20 protein-coding genes are annotated in these 18,346 nt (G+C 64.6%); 7 read left to right on the forward strand and 13 right to left on the reverse strand.

Annotated elements, in window-relative coordinates; translation table 11 throughout:
- Nucleotides 1–103 precede the first annotated feature (103 nt).
- The 3 genes from malQ (at nucleotide 104) to LMQ14_RS13825 (ending at nucleotide 3,099) form a co-directional block, all read left to right on the forward strand.
- Complete coding sequence (gene malQ, locus LMQ14_RS13815; RefSeq protein WP_267735247.1) at nucleotides 104–2,245, forward strand: 4-alpha-glucanotransferase; 2,142 nt, start codon at nucleotides 104–106, stop codon at nucleotides 2,243–2,245.
- A 15-nt stretch (nucleotides 2,246–2,260) separates the two neighbouring features.
- Nucleotides 2,261–2,731, forward strand: coding sequence for a nuclear transport factor 2 family protein (locus LMQ14_RS13820; RefSeq protein ID WP_267735248.1), 471 nt, complete (start codon nucleotides 2,261–2,263; stop codon nucleotides 2,729–2,731).
- Nucleotides 2,732–2,805: 74 nt separating this feature from the next.
- Nucleotides 2,806–3,099 carry a LapA family protein gene (locus LMQ14_RS13825; RefSeq protein ID WP_267735249.1) on the forward strand — a complete coding sequence of 98 codons (294 nt, stop codon included), beginning with the start codon at nucleotides 2,806–2,808 and terminating at the stop codon, nucleotides 3,097–3,099.
- Nucleotides 3,100–3,121: 22 nt separating this feature from the next.
- Here LMQ14_RS13825 and LMQ14_RS13830 read toward each other — a convergent pair whose 3' ends face one another.
- From LMQ14_RS13830 to LMQ14_RS13840, 3 genes are all read right to left on the reverse strand, one after another.
- Nucleotides 3,122–3,550, reverse strand: a complete 429-nt coding sequence (locus LMQ14_RS13830) for an SRPBCC family protein (protein WP_267735250.1) — start codon at nucleotides 3,548–3,550, stop codon at nucleotides 3,122–3,124.
- Nucleotides 3,551–3,704: 154 nt separating this feature from the next.
- A complete protein-coding gene (locus tag LMQ14_RS13835) occupies nucleotides 3,705–4,118 on the reverse strand; it encodes a hypothetical protein (RefSeq protein ID WP_267735251.1) in 414 nt (137 codons plus the stop codon).
- A 161-nt stretch (nucleotides 4,119–4,279) separates the two neighbouring features.
- The gene (locus tag LMQ14_RS13840; protein ID WP_267735252.1) at nucleotides 4,280–4,837 is read right to left on the reverse strand and encodes a hypothetical protein; all 558 of its coding nucleotides are present in this window, start codon (nucleotides 4,835–4,837) and stop codon (nucleotides 4,280–4,282) included.
- Nucleotides 4,838–5,054: 217 nt separating this feature from the next.
- Here LMQ14_RS13840 and LMQ14_RS13845 point away from each other — a divergent pair, with 217 nt between their 5' ends.
- Entirely contained in the window at nucleotides 5,055–6,866 is a 1,812-nt protein-coding gene (locus LMQ14_RS13845) for a DUF4407 domain-containing protein (protein WP_267735253.1), read from the forward strand.
- A gap of 7 nt (nucleotides 6,867–6,873) precedes the next feature.
- On the opposite strand, the gene LMQ14_RS13850 is transcribed toward LMQ14_RS13845, so the two are convergent.
- Nucleotides 6,874–8,085 carry a cytochrome P450 gene (locus tag LMQ14_RS13850; protein WP_267735254.1) on the reverse strand — a complete coding sequence of 404 codons (1,212 nt, stop codon included), beginning with the start codon at nucleotides 8,083–8,085 and terminating at the stop codon, nucleotides 6,874–6,876.
- Nucleotides 8,086–8,277: 192 nt separating this feature from the next.
- Here LMQ14_RS13850 and LMQ14_RS13855 point away from each other — a divergent pair, with 192 nt between their 5' ends.
- Complete coding sequence (locus LMQ14_RS13855) at nucleotides 8,278–8,874, forward strand: TetR/AcrR family transcriptional regulator (protein WP_267735255.1); 597 nt, start codon at nucleotides 8,278–8,280, stop codon at nucleotides 8,872–8,874.
- Here LMQ14_RS13855 and LMQ14_RS13860 read toward each other — a convergent pair.
- Together LMQ14_RS13860 and LMQ14_RS13865 are read right to left on the reverse strand one after the other, a co-directional pair.
- Nucleotides 8,839–9,648 carry a DAPG hydrolase family protein gene (locus tag LMQ14_RS13860; protein ID WP_267735256.1) on the reverse strand — a complete coding sequence of 270 codons (810 nt, stop codon included), beginning with the start codon at nucleotides 9,646–9,648 and terminating at the stop codon, nucleotides 8,839–8,841. The genes LMQ14_RS13855 and LMQ14_RS13860 overlap by 36 nt on opposite strands.
- On the reverse strand, nucleotides 9,648–10,988 hold the full coding sequence (locus LMQ14_RS13865) for an FAD-binding oxidoreductase (RefSeq protein WP_267735257.1): 1,341 nt from the start codon (nucleotides 10,986–10,988) through the stop codon (nucleotides 9,648–9,650). Before LMQ14_RS13865 ends, LMQ14_RS13860 begins: the two co-directional genes overlap by 1 nt.
- A 65-nt stretch (nucleotides 10,989–11,053) precedes the next feature.
- Between LMQ14_RS13865 and LMQ14_RS13870 the strand changes: the two genes are divergently transcribed.
- On the forward strand, nucleotides 11,054–11,800 hold the full coding sequence (locus LMQ14_RS13870; RefSeq protein ID WP_267735258.1) for an IclR family transcriptional regulator: 747 nt from the start codon (nucleotides 11,054–11,056) through the stop codon (nucleotides 11,798–11,800).
- Nucleotides 11,801–11,844: 44 nt separating this feature from the next.
- On the opposite strand, the gene LMQ14_RS13875 is transcribed toward LMQ14_RS13870, so the two are convergent.
- The 5 genes from LMQ14_RS13875 to LMQ14_RS13895 are packed head-to-tail and all read right to left on the reverse strand — an operon-like array spanning nucleotide 11,845 to nucleotide 15,254.
- Complete coding sequence (locus tag LMQ14_RS13875; RefSeq protein WP_267735259.1) at nucleotides 11,845–12,849, reverse strand: aromatic/alkene monooxygenase hydroxylase subunit beta; 1,005 nt, start codon at nucleotides 12,847–12,849, stop codon at nucleotides 11,845–11,847.
- 4 nt (nucleotides 12,850–12,853) lie between these two features.
- A complete protein-coding gene (locus tag LMQ14_RS13880) occupies nucleotides 12,854–13,165 on the reverse strand; it encodes an MmoB/DmpM family protein (protein WP_090602119.1) in 312 nt (103 codons plus the stop codon).
- The gene (locus LMQ14_RS13885) at nucleotides 13,146–13,517 is read right to left on the reverse strand and encodes a Rieske 2Fe-2S domain-containing protein (protein ID WP_267735260.1); all 372 of its coding nucleotides are present in this window, start codon (nucleotides 13,515–13,517) and stop codon (nucleotides 13,146–13,148) included. Before LMQ14_RS13885 ends, LMQ14_RS13880 begins: the two co-directional genes overlap by 20 nt.
- Nucleotides 13,507–13,755, reverse strand: coding sequence for a toluene-4-monooxygenase system B family protein (locus tag LMQ14_RS13890; RefSeq protein WP_267735261.1), 249 nt, complete (start codon nucleotides 13,753–13,755; stop codon nucleotides 13,507–13,509). The genes LMQ14_RS13885 and LMQ14_RS13890 overlap by 11 nt, the downstream gene beginning before the upstream one ends.
- A gap of 11 nt (nucleotides 13,756–13,766) precedes the next feature.
- Nucleotides 13,767–15,254 (reverse strand): YHS domain-containing protein, encoded by a 1,488-nt coding sequence (locus LMQ14_RS13895; protein WP_267735262.1) that lies wholly within the window; start codon nucleotides 15,252–15,254, stop codon nucleotides 13,767–13,769.
- A 178-nt stretch (nucleotides 15,255–15,432) separates the two neighbouring features.
- Here LMQ14_RS13895 and LMQ14_RS13900 point away from each other — a divergent pair, with 178 nt between their 5' ends.
- Entirely contained in the window at nucleotides 15,433–16,110 is a 678-nt protein-coding gene (locus tag LMQ14_RS13900) for a MarR family winged helix-turn-helix transcriptional regulator (protein WP_267735263.1), read from the forward strand.
- Nucleotides 16,111–16,350: 240 nt separating this feature from the next.
- Here LMQ14_RS13900 and LMQ14_RS13905 read toward each other — a convergent pair whose 3' ends face one another.
- Nucleotides 16,351–16,638: an ANTAR domain-containing protein gene (locus tag LMQ14_RS13905; protein ID WP_267735264.1), complete on the reverse strand. Its 288-nt coding sequence runs from the start codon at nucleotides 16,636–16,638 to the stop codon at nucleotides 16,351–16,353.
- 247 nt (nucleotides 16,639–16,885) lie between these two features.
- A complete protein-coding gene (locus LMQ14_RS13910; protein WP_267735265.1) occupies nucleotides 16,886–18,118 on the reverse strand; it encodes a CaiB/BaiF CoA transferase family protein in 1,233 nt (410 codons plus the stop codon).
- Nucleotides 18,119–18,346: the final 228 nt, after the last annotated feature.

Here is an 18,346-nt window from a genome sequence, read left to right on the forward strand (position 1 = left end):
ACGACTTCGCTGACCTGGTACGCATCGGCCGCCGGCAAACGAGGCGGCGGCCGTCGGGCGGCCCGCGTCGTGCCGGGCGGCGTTTGGCAGCAAGATGGGCGGCATGAATGAGCTCGCACCTTCGTTGGTCGAACTTGCCGGCCGCTTCGGCATTGCCACTTGGTACGAGGACTGGACGGGCCGCCAGGTTCAGGTATCGGAGAGCACGCTGGTCGCCGTGCTCGCGGCGCTCGGTGTCGAGGCAGGCACCGAGCAGTACCGCAACGAAGCCCTGACCAGCCAATTGCGCACCTACTGGTCACGTCTATTGCCGGCGACCATCGTCGCGCGGACCGGTGCCGCGACGCGGTTCTGGGTGCACGTCACCCACGGTGATCCCGCCGAGGTGTTGTTGCGGCTCGAGGACGGCACCGTGCACGGCGGGGTGCAGCAGGTCGACAACTTCACGCCCCCGTTCAACCTGGACGGGCGCTGGGTCGGCGAGGCCAGCTTCCTGTTGCCACCGGATCTGCCGCTAGGTTACCACCGCCTGCATCTGCGGTCGAGGGGCATCGAAACCAGCGCCGCGCTGATCGTGACGCCCGACTGGCTCGGCCTACCGGAGCAACTGGGCGCGCGCCGCGCCTGGGGCCTGGCCGCCCAGCTGTACAGCGTGCGGTCCGAGCAATCCTGGGGTGTCGGCGATCTGACCGACCTGACCGACCTGGCCGTCTGGTCGGCGTCCCGGCACGGCGCCGACTACCTGCTCGTCAATCCGCTGCACGCGGCCACCCCGACGATCCCGATGGAGCCGTCCCCGTACCTGCCGACGTCGCGGCGGTTCTTCAATCCGCTGTATCTTCGCGTCGAATCAATCCCCGAATTCGCCGACCTGGCCAAGCGGGGCCGGCTGCGGCGGCTGCGCGACGACGTCCAACAGCAGGCCGGAAAGCTCGATGCCATCGATCGTGACAGTGCATGGACGGCCAAGCGGGAGGCGCTCAAGCTGGTCTATCGGGCACCGCGCTCGGCGGGCCGCGAGCTGGCCTATGCCGCCTTCCGCGAACGTGAAGGTAGCGCGCTCGACGACTTCGCCGTCTGGTGCGCGTTGGCCGAAAAATACGGCGGCGACTGGCATTGCTGGCCGAGCTTCCTGCAGCATCCAACCGCTATCGGGGTGGCCCGGTTCGCCGAAAAGCACGGGGATGCCGTCGATTTCCACCGCTGGCTGCAATGGCAAATCGACGAGCAACTGGCCGCGGCCCAGTCACAGGCGGTCCGGGCCGGCATGTCGTTGGGCATCATGCATGACCTGGCGGTCGGCGTGCATCCGAACGGGGCTGACGCTTGGGCCCTGCAGGATGTGCTGGCGCTGGGTGTGACCGCGGGCGCGCCGCCCGACGAGTTCAATCAGCTCGGCCAGGACTGGTCGCAGCCGCCGTGGCGGCCCGACCGGCTGGACGAGCAGGAGTATCGGCCGTTCCGCGCGCTGATCCAGGCGGTGTTGCGCCATGCCGGCGGCGTTCGTATCGATCACATCATCGGGTTGTTCCGCCTCTGGTGGATTCCCGAGGGCACGCCACCCACCGAAGGCACCTATGTGCGCTACGACCACGAAGCGATGATCGGCATCGTCGCACTGGAAGCGCACCGCGCCGGGGCGCTGGTGGTTGGCGAGGATCTCGGCACGGTCGAACCGTGGGTCCGCGACTACCTATTACTACGGGGTCTGTTGGGCACCTCGATTCTGTGGTTCGAGTTGGACCGCGACGGGACCGGCGGTCCGCTGCCCGCCGAACGCTGGCGCGAGTACTGCCTGTCGTCGGTCACCACCCACGATCTACCGCCGAGCGCCGGCTATCTGGCCGGCGATCATGTCCGGCTGCGCGAGTCGCTGGGATTGCTGACCCGGCCGGTGGCCGAAGAGCTCGAGTCCGACCGGGCGGAGTTGGCGGCCTGGATGGCCGAGCTCCGCCGGGTGGGGCTGCTCGGCGAGCACGACGACGACCCCGAGCAGATCGTCCTCGCCCTCTACCGCTACCTGGGCCGAACCCCGTCCAGGTTGTTGGGCGTGGCGCTGACCGACGCGGTCGGTGATCGCCGGACCCAGAATCAGCCCGGCACCACCGACGAGTATCCCAACTGGCGGGTTCCGCTGACCGGCCCCGACGGCCGGCCGGTGATGCTCGAGGACGTATTCACCAATCGCCGGGCCGCCACGCTGGCCGACGCGGTGCGTGCCACGCTCGCACCGCCAACCATCTAGCCGAACGCCTGTCAGATGACCCTCTCAGCGAACGACCGATCCGCACTCAGCGATGTGGTGCAACGATATGCGGCTGGGGTTGACGACCGTCAATTCGATTCCGTGGCAGCACTTTTCACTGTTGATGCCGAATTGACGGTGCCTGAGCCACCGGCCGTGCTCAGGCCGGTTCATTCGCATCGCGGTCGGCCGGCCATCGCAACGGCGGTCGCGGCGGTGGCCGCGGTCGCGCGCACCGAGCACGCGATCGTCGGTGAGGTGTACGACGCCGGGCCGGGGTCCGGCACGGCACGCGGGCGGATCGCCTGCGTCGCACATCACTGGACTCAGCGCGCCGACGAGGTGCTCGATGCGGTCTGGCATCTGCGCTACGACGACGAGTACGAATTGACGGACACGGGGTGGCGGATCACGCGCCGATCGTTGACCGTCAATGCCATCGAAACGCGGCCGGTACGTCGCTTGTTGGCATGGGATCCGGACTAAGCGCACTCGCCTTGAGTCGCGGGTCACCGCGTCGAAATCGTTTGGCTACCCGGTGTTTCGGGTAGTTAGTGCTGATGAGGCGCAACAATCGAAGCCACCCAGTCGAGCATGACCGGACCAGCGCCCGGTTAGCCGACGAACCCCCACAAGACTCGGTGCGCACGCCCGGACTCGTCGTGGTCGGGGCTGCGGTGTTCGCGCTGGTGGTGTGCGTCACCAATTTCGCGCTTGGCGAGGTGGGCGTGGGTGTTGCCGCCGCGATCATCGGACTGATGGCTCTCGGGGCTGGTCTGGACTGGCTTTCCATGGACCGCAGGCGAATCCGCCAGGCCCAACGAGATTGGTTCGTCAGCCACCCGACGCGATAACCCCTCGGTTACTGCATGGCGGCTACTGCATAGCGGCGAGATTCTCCACCGACTTGCGCACGTCAGACCGGAGCATTCTGGCCACGATCTTGCCGACCGGCCCACTGAGTACCCCGCCATCGAGGTTGGCGGTGAGATCAAATGTCGACCCCGGTTGCATGTCGGTCACCGCCATCGCCACGGTAATCCGGATGCCACCCCGACCGCGGCCTTGCAGCTCAATCGAATTGGGCTCGTCGTAACGCGTCACCGTCCAGTTGACGACGTTGCGGAATCCCTTCACCTTGATGCAGGACGAGACTTTGGTGCCCTTCTCGATCGTCGACGGCAGTTCGCCGCGCCAACCGCCGAAGATCGTCATCCACTCGTCGAATCGACCCAGATCGGAAGCCAGTTTCCAGGCAGCGTCCGGGTCCAGGTCCGACGTCGTCGAAACATCCACTTGTGCCAAGGTTTCATCGCTCCTCTTGAGACCGTGGGGTTGCGTACCCGCGGTCGGTGATCCGATAAACCCGCGCTCCGCGTCTGGTTCGTGCCGCTGACAGGCTTCCGGGGCCGTTGCGGGCCCCGGAAGCAATTTGCCAGTGACGAACCGATGCCAATGATTACGTCGGGCAGACGCCTTTCACCCAGTCGCTGACTAGTTTGTTGTTTTTCGTGTAGTCCGGGTCATCGAAGTGAGCACCGCCGGTGGTGACGAAGTGTTCGATTGCGTCCTTGACCTTGGCCGGCGGGTTGTACTTCTCGAGGGTGTCGGCAGCTTTGCGCGCGGCAGCGTTGTCTGACGCGGTCAGCAGGTCTGCGTTCGCGCCGGTGACGTCGACGCATTGGCTGATGTCCAGCGTGGTAGTTGGTGCCGCCTCGGTGGTTTCACTCGACGAGGAGCTCGACGTGGCCGACGCTGAACTGGAACTCTTTGTCGTTGATCCGGACGGAGTTGTCGTTTTGCTGCCGGACGAACAGCCCGATATCGCTAGTCCCGCAATCAGCGTTGCCGCGATCACCCACCGATGGGTCATGTGAACCTCCTATGTATACGAGCTATCAGGCTGAAATGGGCACTGCACGGCCGTAGACTAACCCACCGCTCTTGGCGGCGTAACGAATTCGACGGTCGGCTTTCAGCGGGGAATTTCGTTTGCCCGAACCGCTGGGCCGCTATTGCTGGGTAGCCGCATGGCTACGGCCAGGCCTCGTTCAACTTCTCCGCGACATCGATGATTTGGGCGGCTTGCGATTGGGGTGCGTCGATTTCGTCGGCGACGTATTGGGCGATGAATCGGCGAATCTCACCGTCGACACCCGCCAGGATGCGCAGTATCTCGCCGCGGAATGACTTCGACGAAACGTTGACGGTGATATCGGAGGGCCGCGGTTTCGCGACGTCGACGATCAGGACCAGCGGTTCGGCGGCACGTGCTGTCGCGCGCAACGCGATGTCTCCGGAGACGACAAACCGCTGCTTGTCGAGCCGCAAATCCAGCAGCAGATCAATCGACAGCGGAATGTGAATGACGAAAGTGATGCTGTCACCCAAACGTCGTGTGACGCGGGGGTCCTGGATCTTGACGTTTGCACTGACCTTGGCGATCCCGCCCGGTCCCTGAGCGATTGGCTCCATCGCGAATTCGTTGCCGGCGATATCGGCGAATGCGGCGGCGACCCGCTCGGGGGTAACGGCGACTTCGAAGAATCTGCGTCCGAACTCTTCGTAGGTGACGTAGTCGTGATTTTGCATAGGCTTATACCGTCTCACGCCACTTGCTGGAAACTTCGCTGATCTGTCCGCGTCGCAGTAATTTCACGTCCCCGACGCCCTGCTCAGATGCGGCGACCGCGACGTTCTCATCCGTCCCCGCCGCATTGGTGTTGTGAACAACACCACACGTCGGCGCTTCGATTCGGTGTGTCGGCCGGTGGCCTGGGAGGCTGGACGACGGAGGTGTTGGAGTGTGATGGGCGCCCACGAATTGATTGAGCCGCGCTCAGCCGTCTCCCGGGTCGAGGGGGTACTCGCCTGGCTTGGCGGCGGACACTGGCGCGAATTAGGGGAACGTCACGAGCGGTCCACCCACGCCGTCGCGGGCGCGGTGGTGCTGCTCGGAGCGATGCTGGCTTGGTTGGTTGCGGCCTTGGCCGTCACCGCGTCGGCACGCTGGCCGCTGATAGCCGTCGTCGCGCTGACGCTCGGCTTCGGTCTGCTGGTTGGCGCGGTGACGCGCGGCATCGCGAGCGGCCCCCACCGCGGATGGCCCGACATCGCGGGGCGGATCGTCGTTGCGGCGGCAGTCGGCGTTGTCGTCGGCGAACTCGCTTCACTCGTCGTGTTTTCCCGCTCGATCGATCACCGTCTCGAGGATCGCGCCCTGGGTACCGCCGACTCGGCGCCGGCGGTCGTGCAGGCGTCGGCAGCGCTGCAACAGACACGTGCCGCGCGCGGCGGGCTCGACGACGCGATCGCACAGGCCCGCAACGGCCAGGACAAAGCCTTGGTCGTCGCGCGCTGCGAATACCACCCCAGCCCGGCGTGCCCGCAGACTCGCATCACCGGCGATCCCGGCGCCGGGCCCGAAACCCGAACGGCGAACCAGCTTCTCGCCGATGCGCAGCGTGAGCTTGACAACGCGTTGGCGGCTCGCGATCGCCAGGCACCAGAATTGGACGCCACGATTTCTCGCGAACAGCAGGCCGTCAATGAAGCGCGGCAACGCGTGCTCGCCGACGCCGGCCCGGGCGGCCTCGGCGCGCGCTGGATCGCGATGAACGACCTGACGCTCGCCAGTGTCGGGGCGTTGACGTTGCGGCTGTTGACTATCGCGTTTTTCGTGCTGGTGTACATGCTTCCGCTGATCCTGCGGACGTGGCGCGGCGAGACCACGCACGATCGTCACGCGACCGCACGCGCGGAGCGTGAGCGCGCCGAGCTCGACGCGGACACCGCAATCGCGCTCAAGCGGGCCGAGATTCGCCGCGAAGCCGAGATCTTATGGGCCGAGCACCAACTCACTCAGGCCCGCCTGGCCATCGAGGCGCAGACCGAGATCGACCGCGAGCAGCAACGCCGTCGGGTCACCGAAGCCATCGAGGGGCCGCAGCCGGCGCCGTCGGTGCGGACCTTCGAGGCGGTGCAGGACGATATTTACCTGCCGATCGCCGCCGAGGCGGAGGCCGCCAGTCGGGCCATCGCCGAATTGCCCGCCGGCGCACCGGATTCTGATGTGGAGATGCCGCCGGAGGTGGAGAACCTCCCGGCGCCGGTCGAGCCGGCCGGTGAGGTTGAGCCGCTGGACGAGCGCGCCACGCCGTTGATCCCGTCGCTGCCCGACGCGACCAGGGCCGCGGCCCGCTGGATTCGCCCACTGGTGCCGCCATTCGTCGCACGGGCCATCGACAACACCACCGCTCCGCTGCGCACCGCGCGCCACGTGTTCGAGGAGGTCGAGGAGATCACGTTCGCGCTCAGGCGCACTCGCAAGGTGACCTTCGACGCCGAGAGCTCCGAGACCGGCGAGCAACCGGCGCGGTCGTCGGCGCCCGCGCAGGCGCGCCCCGGGCGGATCGCGTCATCGCGCGAGCAGCACGAGACTCATGACTACCCCGCCCAGCAATTGGATCGCCACTCCTCTTTGCGGCTCTCCGTCAAAGACGCCGACGACCTGCCGCTGGGACCGGCGGACAGCGATCGCGCACGGGAGTTGACGGAGCGCGACGGCCCAGGCCAGCTCCACCCGCCCGAAGGCCCGCGCCAACTTCCTCCCGGGAAGTAGCCGCGGATCAGCTGACGGCGAGCTCGAGTCGTTCGAGGCGGCGAACCAGCAGGCTGGGTAGCCAGCATCCAACGTCGGCCTGCTCGATCGTCGAGGTCCGATCCAGCAACAGGCGCAATACGATCCTGGCTTCCAGGCGCGCCAGCGCGGCACCCACGCAGAAGTGCAAGCCTTTCCCAAAGCTCATGTGCGCCTTTGCTTCACGGTTGAGAGAGAACTCTTCGGGCTGCTCGAAATGAGCTGGATCTCGGTTCGCCGCCGCCCATAGCAGCAACAGGTGCGAATCGGCGGGCAGGTCGACACCGGCGAGGGTGGTGTCGTGTCGCACATGACGGTAGTGACCGCGGAACGGCGGCTCGCAACGCAGCGTCTCCTCAATGAATACCGTTAGTAGATCTGGGTTTTCACGGACCTGCTGCTGGATATCGGGGCGATTCGCGAGTATCCAGGCCGCGCTGCCCAGCAACGACGCCGTGGACTCTCCCCCGGCGGCGAACAAGATGATCATCATTACCTGAGCGGTGACGACATCGAGCTCGCCGGAGGCATGCGCGGTGGCAAGTTGGCCCAGGAGATTGCCTTGAGGATTGGCCGCGGCGAGCCGGAATTGCTGGTTGATATAGCCGGTGAGCTCCATGACGGCGGTACCCGCGGCGGCCAGCTGCTCCTCGCTGACCAATCCCTCGAGAAGTTGGGTGGTCGCATACCCCCATTTCACCAACTGGGCGGTGTCGGTGCTGGGCAAACCGATCAGTTCGGCCACCACCATCATGGGCAGGCGATTGGCCATCGCGTCCATCCATTCGATGCGTCCGTCACGCAGCCCCTCGTTCCACAACCGGTCCGCGGTCTCGGCGACGAACTGCTCGATCGCGTGGATCCGTTTGGCCGCCAGGTGGCGCACCATCAGCTTGCGGTGCAGGGCGTGGGCCGGATCGTCGCCGGTGGCCAGCACGTGGGTGGGTCCGTCGAGTGGGTCCATCTCGAGCGCCCTGACCGCCCCCTCGGCCGTGTAGGTCATCGCGGCGGTGAGGTTCGACGAAAATACCTCGGGCCGGCCGATGACCTCGTGAATGGCGTCCCAGCCGCACACGGCATAGAACTCGGAGTCGTCGATTCGGTGCACCGGCCCGGCCGCGCGCATGCGCGCGTAAAGAGGGTAGGGGTCCTGCAAGGCTGCGGCACTGAACAACGAGCCGGCGGGGGCGATGACTGTCACGGTCTAAGCGTGGGAAGCGGATATGCCCACGTCAATGCCGGTACAGCAAATTGAAAATGGCTTCTCGCCGGTGTCGTTGCCGGCTGTCTCAGGGTGGATCCGGGACCTGCGGCTATTTTGAGATAGGTATCTGTTGTCGTCTCAGCGTGAGATAAAGTTATGCACGCTTCTCGCACGGAAGGGCGGCGACCGATGTCGCGTGATGACTGGTTGGTCGGGGGCGATCGTCGCAAGGTCGCCATCGAGCGCATCTATGCGGCAGCCACCGAAATGATCACGCGCAACGGGCCGGATGGCTTCGATATCGACACGCTGGCCAAGCGCGTTCATTGTTCGCGGGCCACCATCTATCGCTACGTCGGCGGCAAGGCCGAAATCCGCGATGCGGTCATCACCCGCGCAGCGTCTCGCATCGTCGAGACGGTACGGCAGTCCGTCCAGAACATCAGCGGTGCGGAGCGGGCCGTCACCGCCATCACCGTGGCGCTCAGGCTGATCCGGGCCGATCCGCTGTACCAGCTGATGATCCGTCCGGTCCGGGCCGGCGACATTGCCTGGTTCACGGGTTCACCGCTGTTGGCCGGGTTTGCCAAGGAACTCACCGGACTCACCGACGGCGACGCGCACGGCGCGCAGTGGGTGGTGCGCGTCGTGCTGTCGTTGATGTACTGGCCCGTCGGCGACCACGAGGACGAGCGCGAGCTGGTGCAGCGCTTTGTGGCGCCCGCCTTCACCAGCTTGGGCGCAACGCCGTTACTCGTCGCCGAAAGCGGCGTAGAGCTCGGGTAAGAAGCCAGCCAGGTGGTTCATCTCCTGCGCGCAGTGCACGAGCAGATTCCGGGCGTTGGCCTCCGGGTTACCAAGAATGCGAGACGCGATGGGGCGCAGGGCCATTGAGGCGACACCGGGAGCATTACGCACCGCGATGTACGGCCCGCCCATCCAAAAACGGGACCGCATTTCGGACCCGCTCGGGGTCGACCGGACGTGGTGGATGAACCAGCCGACATCGACCGGGGCGTCACTGGCGCCCAGCCGCGCACAGATCGCGACCGCATCCGCGCTGTCGGGTGGGCAGTCCATGTCCGACGGGTCGACGAATTGGATTGCGCCATTGAGCATTGTCGAGCCGATGTACTCGCTGATCAACGACCAACGGCCGATATAGCGCTGGGCGCCCTGGCGACCGGCGTCGTCGCCGTCCTTCCACGCCGCGGAGAGATGCGCCCGCGGGTGCCACAACTTGTAGCGGCGGGTATCGCTGCCATGCCAGCCGAACCACCACGACCACATCGCCGGCGTGACACCGGGCATGTCGGTGCGCACCGAAACCTGATAGCTTCCGTCGTCGAGAACGCCGTAGCCGTTCTCGGTCTGCTGGTAGCCCGCCTCGGCAACGGTTGCGGCTTCGTCGAACGCCACCAATGCCATCCCACCCTGCGGACCATGCTGGAGCGCCTCGACGACATGTGTTGGCAGCGCAGCCATTTCGGGATTGAAGAATTTGCCGAACGGCGTGTTCACGTCGTCGTTGCGATAACCAAGGTACAGATCGCCGGCCATCAGAGTCGTCCCATCCACGCGTTGAACAGACCATCCGGGTCGTAGGCCGCCCGTATCTTGTCCAGGCGAACCATGGCTTCGTCACTGGCGAATCGGGCCGGACGCTGGCCGAGGTTTTCGTCGGCCAGCTGAATGCCGGTGGCCAGGTGCGACATCGCGGCCATGTTGGACCGTGCCCAGTCCCCGTACTTCGCGTCGTCGGATTCGTTCTGCCAGGCGCCGTAGAGCGCCAGGTAGACCTCGTCTTCGATGCTGTAGGCCATGTCCGGTCTCGCCGGCGACGGCCCCCAGTTCAGCCACAGGAAGTGCGACGGGTGGTCGGGAATCGTGTCGATGATGTTGTGAATGCCCGGCAGCAGGTCTTCGGCCGTCGCCGACGTCCACATGTTGTCGGCGGCGTAGCGGTGGTCGGACAGGTAATTGCTCATCACCGCGGTGTACCAGGTGGGCATATCCGTTGGCATGTAAGGAATTTTGACCAGTGCCTTGTCGACGACCGGCACCGTTCCGAAGATGGCCAGGGCCTGCTCGGCTTCTTTCTCGTTATCGGCGAAGGCCGGCGACGCGAAGGTGATGGCCGGGGTCTCGAGGTTCATGCTCGGGACGCTTCGGCTTGCCACGATCTGCATTTCGACGCGACGGTCCACCTCGGCGCTGACATTGCGGGCCCACGTGTAGATCTCGTCGGCGAGCTCGATCGGATAGACGTAGACGCTGGTGCCGCAGGCGCCGGGGCGGGGGTACAGCTTGAGATAGAACGAGGTGACCACGCCGAAGAAGCCCGGACCGGCACCGCGTGCGGCCCAGTACAGGTCGGCGTGATTGTCTGCGTCACAGTGGATCTGCTCGCCCTCGGCGGTGATCACGTCCAGGCCGATGACGTTCTCACACGCCAGGCCCCAGACGCGGCTGTTCCAGCCGTACCCGCCCTGCAGCAGGTAGCCGCCGACGCAAACGCCCTTACAGTGCCCGGCGGGAAAGAAGAGATTTTGCGCTTCCAGTTCAGCCATCAGGATGCTGCCGCCCTTGCCCGGACCGACCACGGCGACGCCCTTGGCGGCATCGATGGTCGCGTGGTTGATCCGGTTGACGTCGAGCAGCACGGCTCCATCGCGGAGGTGGTTGGCCGCCCAGCTATGACCGCCGGAACGGATGTTGACCTTGAGGCCGTTGGCCTTGGCGTAGCGCAGCGCGCTGACGATGTCGTCGGTATCGACGGCCTGAACGATCAGCTCCGGATAGCGGTCCGGCACCCGCTGGTTCCAAACTGTGCCGCGCCGGGCGGCTTCGTACCCGTCGTCGCTGCGAAAGTAGTGCCGCCCTGCAGGTAGCGCACTCATCTGGACTCCTCTGATCCATAGTCCGGTTCTTTGTAGTTCGGAATGCGGAACACTATAGTGGAAGTGTGCCGCCCATGGAACCCGCTTCACCAACAAATCGCGATGAAGGCATCCAGGTGCTGCGTCGTGCCGCCGCCGCTTTGGACGAGATCGCCGGCGAGCCCGGACGACTCCGGCTCGTTGACCTCGGTGACCGCCTGGGGCTGGCCAAATCGACGGCGCGCCGGCTTCTGGTCGGCCTGGTGGAAGTCGGGTTGGCCAGCGTCGATGCACAAGGCCATTTCTCGCTGGGCGAGCGCTTGCTGGGTTTTGGCAGCGCCGCGGGAGCGCACGTCTCGGCAATCTTCCGGCCGACCATCGAACGGGTAGCGCGCGCAACCGACGGTGAAACGGTCGACCTCTCCGTGCTGCGTGGCCAGCGGATGTGGTTCGTTGACCAGATCGAGTCGTCGCACCGGCTGCGCGCGGTCTCTGCCGTCGGCGTCCGATTCCCGCTAGAAGTGACCGCTAACGGCAAGGCGGCGCTGGCGGCGCTGGACGACGGCGAGGCCGAAGCGATGATCTCCCGGTTCAGTTCGCCGGTGGCCGATCGGTTGCGTCGCGAGACCGCCGAGATCCGGCGGACCGGCATCGCCTTCGACCGGGGAGAACATACCCCCGGAATTTCGGCGGCCGCTATCGCGCGACGGACCTTGGGCGACAACGTCGTCGCCATCTCGGTGCCGGCACCCACCGAGCGCTTCCTGGAAAAGGAGCAGCGCATCGTCGCAGCATTGCGCACGGCAACCGACTCACCGGCCTGGACTCGTTGACGAGGCGTGAATACGCGGTGAAGCTCCGCTACGTACTGCCGCTATTACTGCCAGGATGACTGGAATTCAGAGACCGACGCTGCGACCCGCCGGCTAACGGCCACAGGGTCATTCGGACGCGGCGCGTCCGCGAATATTGTGGCGAGTCCATCGACCGCACGATCGGCTAACGGTTGCCATTCGGCCTGCCAGCGTGCAAGGACGTCGCGGTTAGCCGGATTAGCGGCGACGCTGTAGCGGGCCAACTCGGTCGACCATGCCTGGCTGCGGATGGTGTCCACCCGTGACTCTTGCAGCAGTGCAGCCGTCAACCCGTCGCCATGTGATGCGGCCAACTCGGCGAAGGACTCCTTGAAAAGTGCGTCCAGGGTTGGCTTGACAACCAAGTTCAGCGCGACGAAGGCCTCACCCCAGTCGTAGGCGAGCAGCAACCGTTCGAGAGTTTCCCGTGCTGGCTGCCAGGCTTCGTCCAGCTCCCAAATCCGGCGTGTTGCCTCAGAGTTGGCCAGGTGCGGGCCGTGGGCCAGCGACAACGACTTAGCCCGATAGGCGATCCACTGCAATGCTCTCAACTCGTCGGCGGCCTGGAAGAACGAAGCGTTGGTGATGTAGGCGCTGGGCGCAAGCTGGCCGAGGTACAGACCGGTGATCTGCAGGACGTGGTAGACGAAGCGGGCTGGCACATACCCACGTTCGAGGATCGCCACCCACGCCGGGTCGAGTTGCTCGTCGTGGTTGAGGGTTTCGTAGTGGTCGACCACTCCCTCGGCGTAGATCTCTCGGTCGTGCTGTAGCGCGATGTAGCGCCGGTAACTGAGCGCCGCCGGGTCACGAAACCCTTCCCAGTCGTCGGCGCGCAGCGGAGATCCTTCACGGTGTTTGATGTACCAGCGATTGATCGCGGTCTCGGGATCCAGGTCGAAGGGCGCGGGTTTGCGGTTGAAGTGATAGTGGAAGTTGCCGGTTGCGATCTCGTATTCGGTGGGCTTGCGCCGGGTGTTACCGGCGATGCTCCAGGTCTTCAGTCGACGCGGTGCGGTGGTAGTCATCGCCTCAGTCCTCCCGTTCCAGGTACCAGTGCAATTCGTGGTCGCCCACATAGCGCATCCGGCCGGCGAATCCGGCGATTGCGGGCTCCAGCGAAGCCAGCGGGATCGATTCGCCTGCAACGTACTCCAGGCTGTCGCTGGTTACTTTGAGGAACCATGGCGCGTGGATTCGGACATAACCGGAATGATCCTCGACAACGATGTCGGCGTCCGGGTTGTCGAGCTGAATCGCCTCGGTCAGGGCGGCGACGATGTCGGGGTCGAAGCCCCGAACGATCGGCCCGACGAGTTTGTGTTCATCGGTCGACGACGTCATGGCTTGCTCCCCTCTGCGGTACTGCGACCGCGATGCGATCGCCGTCGCGGCGTACTTGATAACACTCCAGTCGGCAGTTATCGGGATTGAGCCCGGAGCCCGTGCTGAGGTCGAATTCCCAACTGTGGGCTGAGCAGGTCAACACATTGCCGTCGATATCCCCATCGGCCAGCGGAAAACCTGCGTGCGGGCAGTTTCCGGCAAACGCGCGAAGTTCACCGTTTCGCAAGTGCACCAGCAGGATCGGCAAGTCATCAACATAAAACTCACCGACATCACCCGCCCAGAGGTCGTCGATAGCGGCTACGATCTTCCACTCGCGAGTCCAGCCCAGCTCCTCGTCACTCGCCATAGAACACCTCGAGATGGTCCATGGGTTCTACACCCGAGGCGCCAATGATGTTGTCCGAGGCCAGGATCCGACCGTCATGGCGGACGCGAAGCGGTGCGTCTTGACGTGGGACCCGGTGGCCAACCACGTGGTGGGCCACCTGTTGGCCCACCTGCTCGACGGTGTCGGCGTCGTCGACGGGGATGAGCAGCTCGAGGACATCGCCCTCGAAGTTCGCGGTGAGTGGAAGTAGCGCCATCTCAGGACTCCTCAGTGGTGCGCGGCCCAGGCATAGTCGTCGGCATCTTTGCCCTGTTCATCGGGCGAGAGGCTGAAATACCGCAACACCGTGCCCAAGTCGGGTGGGCTGATCTCCCCGGAAAGCACCCGGTCGATTAGCGACTGGTGCCCGGCAAACCGGTCGGGCCGTTGGGCGAAAATCCAGCGGCATGGTTCGGAGCAGAAGAGATATTTGCGTCCGTTATGGACATAGACCGGTGGTGTCGCGTCGGTGTGCGCGCCGGCGATAACCCCGGCCGCCCGCACGATCGGCAGCTGGCACAGGTTGCAGGTGATGGGCAGGGTTTCGGGCAGCGTCGCGGCGATGTCGCCATTGCGCACGTTCTCGGTGATGACGTCCCACTGGCGGCCGAAGTTTCGGTTCCAGCCCGGATATTTCTCCTCCAGCCAAAGCCGCTCCGCCGCTGAGGCACCGGCGTCGGGGTTCCACCACACGGTGGGGCGGTAATACCACACCCCCAGATGAATCGCGTGGTGATACCAGGTCAGCTCGTTGATGAATTCATCCCAATACCAAGGATATTCGAGGCCGTAATCCCGAAACTGGTCGGCGAATTGCTTGACCACCCAGTCCTCGATGAACTCCTTGAACGACATCCGGCGGCTTTCGAGCGGTGTGTAGTAGTCCATGGACAGTCCGGTAAGCAACGCGAAGATGCGCCATGACCGCCAAAACATATGGTCGATCAGAAATTGGCCCCACTCTTTTTCACCGTTGTCGATGAAGACCTTGATCGTCGGTTCGCCCTGCTGGGCGTGGCGTGCTTCGTCGGTTTGGATCGATGAGATCAGGGCGCCGAATTCCAGGTCGCCGACGTCGATCGCATCGGCGGCCATGCCGAGGAATTGCAGATTGGTGAACCCGGTTTCCAGCGTGAAGGTCAGCTGTAGCGCGATGGACGCGGCGTCGTTGGCGACGAACATGTCGTCGAACAGATAACGCACCGCCAGCACAATCCAGTCGTTGGTGTGATAGGCCTTTAATGCCCAGTCGGCGCGTGGCTCCCTGTCGAGTAATCCGTGGGCGAAGAACCCTTGAATCTGGCCGTGCCGGACCTCGTCGAGGGTGCCGAACGTGGCGGTATTGCGCCAGGCCGCAGCACGTCCGAAACGTCCCATCCTGGCTTCGGCGATCGATGCCAGATATTCGGGCATGGTGATTGCGCCGTAATGGGCCACGATCACCGATTTCCAGCCCGGATCAAGTTGATCGAACAACTTTGACCGCCGGACGGTGTTCTTCAGCGAATACGTCGTGGTGTCCTTGGTGACCTGGTTGTGCACGTATTCGCGGTAGCTGACCTTGTAGGGCTCATCCCATTTGAGCCAGCCCTCGGTGGGGACGCGGTGGGTTCCCGATAGGCCTTCGGGGAACACCTCCTCTTCGGTCACGTACCGGAAGGTCCAGTTGGTGTCGCGCGAGAGGTCATACCAGTCACTGCGCAGTAGCTTCGGCATGAGCTGAGTCCTTGTGTCGGTGTTGGACCGTGCGCCAGTGCATCGGGCTGTCGATACCTGCTAGATCCTAGCTAAGATAGAAAGGAGTCCTACATATTCGATCACGCTGATTTGTACGGTCATCGCCGATAGCCCAGTCAGCAACGATGTGCCGTGAAGAACGAACTCACTGAGGAGCGTGCCGCATGCACCACATCGACCCGCCCGTCCGGGCGGTGCAGCCTGGCTACCTAGCCGGAGCCGACTCCTGAAGCACGACGGGGAACGCCACCCCAGCCTCGATTCGAAGATTGTCGCCGCACTCGACCGGATCGGCGATTCGCTGCACGTGCTGGCGAGACGGGCGGCGGAGCGGCAAGACCTGTCCAGCACGCAGATGCGCGTACTCGTATGGCTGTACGTCGGGCCTCCGCCAACCGCGCGCAGCACCGCCCTGGCCCGCGAACTGAACGTGTCGGACCCCACCGTGAGTGACGCGGTCGCCGCTCTGACACGCAAGCAACTGGTGGCGCGACGCCGCGACCCCCTTGACGGTCGCAGCCAGCAACTGGTGCTCACGCCATCGGGACGCCGCACCGCCGCGATGGTCTCTCGGTGGACGGCCCCGGCAGAGGTTGCCGCCTCACGGCTTCGTCGCGCCGACGCAGAGGTGCTCCTCGACTCTCTGGTCAGGCTGCTAGGGGAATTGCACGACGCTGATCTCGTTCCGGTTAGTCGGGCGTGCAGCACCTGCGTCCAGCTGGAAACACTGGACGCGCAACAGCGCAAATATTGGTGCAGGTTCTATGACACTCCCCTGCCGGTGGACGAACTGCGAGTCGACTGCGTCGACCACGTCGCCGCACCAAGTCATTGACGCTGGGCCCGACTTTGGCCGCCAACTGCGAAGACTCGGTATCGAGTCAGTGGACCGGGTTTATCGCCCGCGCGATCCTCTTCCGGCGGCGCCGCAAGCCCCGTGACCGCGCCGGCCACTGCAGCTCGAGCGCGAAAGAGTCGTGCTCCAACGGCTTTGGTTCGGTGGGTTCTTGGCGTGGGTTGGCACGGCCGTGGTACCCCCCAGGGACCCCGGCCGCGCCAAGTTCGTGATCACGCCTCAGCAGCTCAGTGCTGCCGCTCCGCTGAACAGTTGACCCCACTCGTGGCGCGCAGCCGACTGCGCCTCGGTGAAGCTGGATGTCTTTTCGCCGCCGCCCGCGAGGTGCACCAGCGCCCACGCCATCGCGAATACCGGAACCTTGTGACGCAAAGCCGCCGTGTGCAGTTCGTCGAAGGCTGTCTCCGAACGGCACCGGCGAAGTCCGATGATGATCCCCCGCGCAGTATCGAGAATGCGGCTGGAGTTCGGGCCACACGAAGTCTGTGCGGGAACCCAGTTCGCCATGCTGTGCATACCTCCTGTTGCGCCCCAACGAAAATCCGCTACTCGGCATAGCGAACAAGAATCCGTGCGAGAGGGCATGACTCGCCATCGTGATTCTCAAAGGCGCACTGTGCCATGATTTGTGGAACGGCGTCGTTACGCCATAGCGGCGTATACATCGATACGAGCTTGTGACCGTGTCGATACCGGATTCGGCGCCAATCAGGCTGGGGTGTAACGCAGCTCGCATTTTGGCGGCGACGCTAGCCTACAGGATCGAGTTGAGGTCCTTCGCCTTGGCGATGTCGTCCCATTCGACGCCGAGCTCGAGCAAAATCTCCTCGGTGTGCTGCCCATGTTCTGGAGCACGCGCGGGAAGTGGCGGAGTTTCGTTGAATTGGACCGGCGCAGAAACGATTCGGTATTTCTCGCCATAATCGTCAACATTTGTCACGACGTAGCCGTTGGGCTCTACTTGCGGGTCGTTGAGGGTCTCACGCGGCGTGGCTAGTGCACCCCACACTCCTGGTTCGCTTTCGAGCACCTGCTGCCAGTGTGCGAGGTCATGACTGGCAAACGCATTCGCGACGATCTCGGTCGCCGCGGCCGCGTTCGCGATCAGATTGCTCGACGGTACGAAGCGCTCGTCGGTGGCTAACTCGGAAAGGCCGATGCGCTCGCAGAAGCCGGCCCAGAATTTGTCGGGTTGCAGGAAGACCAACTGGATCCACCTGCCGTCCTTGGTTTTGTAGCGATTCACCAGCGGATTGATGGCCAATCCGGGCGGTGCCCCCGGAATGCCGTCGATATCAAAGAAATCGGCGGCGCAGATCGACGGCGCGATGGACCACATCGCCTGTGCCAGCAGGGAGGAGTCGACGATCGTCGGGTTGCCGGTACGTTCCCGGTGGAACAGCGCCGCGCACACACCACCGGCGAGCGTGGCCCCGCCCTGCAGGTCACCGAAACCGGGTCCCTGGACTGCGGGCGTATCGGTCCCGAACGGCGTGAGCGTGTAGGCAACCCCGCCGCGGGCCAGGTAGGTGGCCGCATCGAAGCCGCCGCGATCGCGGTCCGGGCCGCGGACCCCCAAGCCGGTGCCGCGGGCAATGATGATCTTCGGGTTGAACGCACGAATGTCATCGACGGTCAGTCGGGCTCGCTCCAGTGCGCCGGGCAGCCAGTTGGTCAGGAACACGTCCGCGGTGGCCAACAGGCGGCCGAACAACTCGCGACCCGTTTCGGATTTGATGTCGATCGCGATGCTGCGCTTACCGCGGTTGCCCAACTCGAGGATGAAGTCGGCATCCGGGCGGGCCGCTTCGCGGGTGAAGCCGCCGACAACCAGGGCGCGGCCCGGGTCACCGAACGCGACGCCCTCCACCTTGATGACGTCGGCGCCCCAGTCCGCCAAGGCCGCGCCGGCCGACGGGACGTAGGTCCATGAGGCCAATTCGACCACTCGCACCCCTTGCAGGACGCCACCGTGTACGCCTGACATCGCCAACCCCCTAGGTCCGCACCTGTCCTTGCTATTTTAGATATTCTAGTTACTGTAAAGGACATTGATAGCCCGGCTACAGGCCACGCGCAGGTTTACGTGAAGAGATGCGATGGAGCCGATCATTGGTCAGATCCCGATCCCCGATGCGGTAATCCTGTGCGGCACTGGAACTTGCGACAGCCGGACGATTCAGCCCCGCAACACAGCACTTTTGCCGGCACTCAA

The sequence above is a fragment of the Mycobacterium sp. Aquia_213 genome, assembly GCF_026625985.1.
In the GTDB taxonomy this organism is placed as follows: Bacteria; Actinomycetota; Actinomycetes; order Mycobacteriales; family Mycobacteriaceae; genus Mycobacterium.

What these genes read in the sequence shown, in the direction of transcription:
- malQ (WP_267735247.1), top strand. Translation starts at nt 104, where the DNA reads ATGAATGAGCTCGCACCTTCGTTGGTCGAACTTGCCGGCCGCTTCGGC.
- LMQ14_RS13820 (WP_267735248.1), top strand. Translation starts at nt 2,261, where the DNA reads ATGACCCTCTCAGCGAACGACCGATCCGCACTCAGCGATGTGGTGCAA.
- LMQ14_RS13825 (WP_267735249.1), top strand. Translation starts at nt 2,806, where the DNA reads ATGAGGCGCAACAATCGAAGCCACCCAGTCGAGCATGACCGGACCAGC.
- LMQ14_RS13835 (WP_267735251.1), bottom strand. Translation starts at nt 4,118, where the DNA reads ATGACCCATCGGTGGGTGATCGCGGCAACGCTGATTGCGGGACTAGCG.
- LMQ14_RS13840 (WP_267735252.1), bottom strand. Translation starts at nt 4,837, where the DNA reads ATGCAAAATCACGACTACGTCACCTACGAAGAGTTCGGACGCAGATTC.
- LMQ14_RS13845 (WP_267735253.1), top strand. Translation starts at nt 5,055, where the DNA reads ATGGGCGCCCACGAATTGATTGAGCCGCGCTCAGCCGTCTCCCGGGTC.
- LMQ14_RS13855 (WP_267735255.1), top strand. Translation starts at nt 8,278, where the DNA reads ATGTCGCGTGATGACTGGTTGGTCGGGGGCGATCGTCGCAAGGTCGCC.
- LMQ14_RS13860 (WP_267735256.1), bottom strand. Translation starts at nt 9,648, where the DNA reads ATGGCCGGCGATCTGTACCTTGGTTATCGCAACGACGACGTGAACACG.
- LMQ14_RS13865 (WP_267735257.1), bottom strand. Translation starts at nt 10,988, where the DNA reads ATGAGTGCGCTACCTGCAGGGCGGCACTACTTTCGCAGCGACGACGGG.
- LMQ14_RS13875 (WP_267735259.1), bottom strand. Translation starts at nt 12,849, where the DNA reads ATGACTACCACCGCACCGCGTCGACTGAAGACCTGGAGCATCGCCGGT.
- LMQ14_RS13880 (WP_090602119.1), bottom strand. Translation starts at nt 13,165, where the DNA reads ATGACGTCGTCGACCGATGAACACAAACTCGTCGGGCCGATCGTTCGG.
- LMQ14_RS13885 (WP_267735260.1), bottom strand. Translation starts at nt 13,517, where the DNA reads ATGGCGAGTGACGAGGAGCTGGGCTGGACTCGCGAGTGGAAGATCGTA.
- LMQ14_RS13890 (WP_267735261.1), bottom strand. Translation starts at nt 13,755, where the DNA reads ATGGCGCTACTTCCACTCACCGCGAACTTCGAGGGCGATGTCCTCGAG.
- LMQ14_RS13895 (WP_267735262.1), bottom strand. Translation starts at nt 15,254, where the DNA reads ATGCCGAAGCTACTGCGCAGTGACTGGTATGACCTCTCGCGCGACACC.
- LMQ14_RS13905 (WP_267735264.1), bottom strand. Translation starts at nt 16,638, where the DNA reads ATGGCGAACTGGGTTCCCGCACAGACTTCGTGTGGCCCGAACTCCAGC.
- LMQ14_RS13910 (WP_267735265.1), bottom strand. Translation starts at nt 18,118, where the DNA reads ATGTCAGGCGTACACGGTGGCGTCCTGCAAGGGGTGCGAGTGGTCGAA.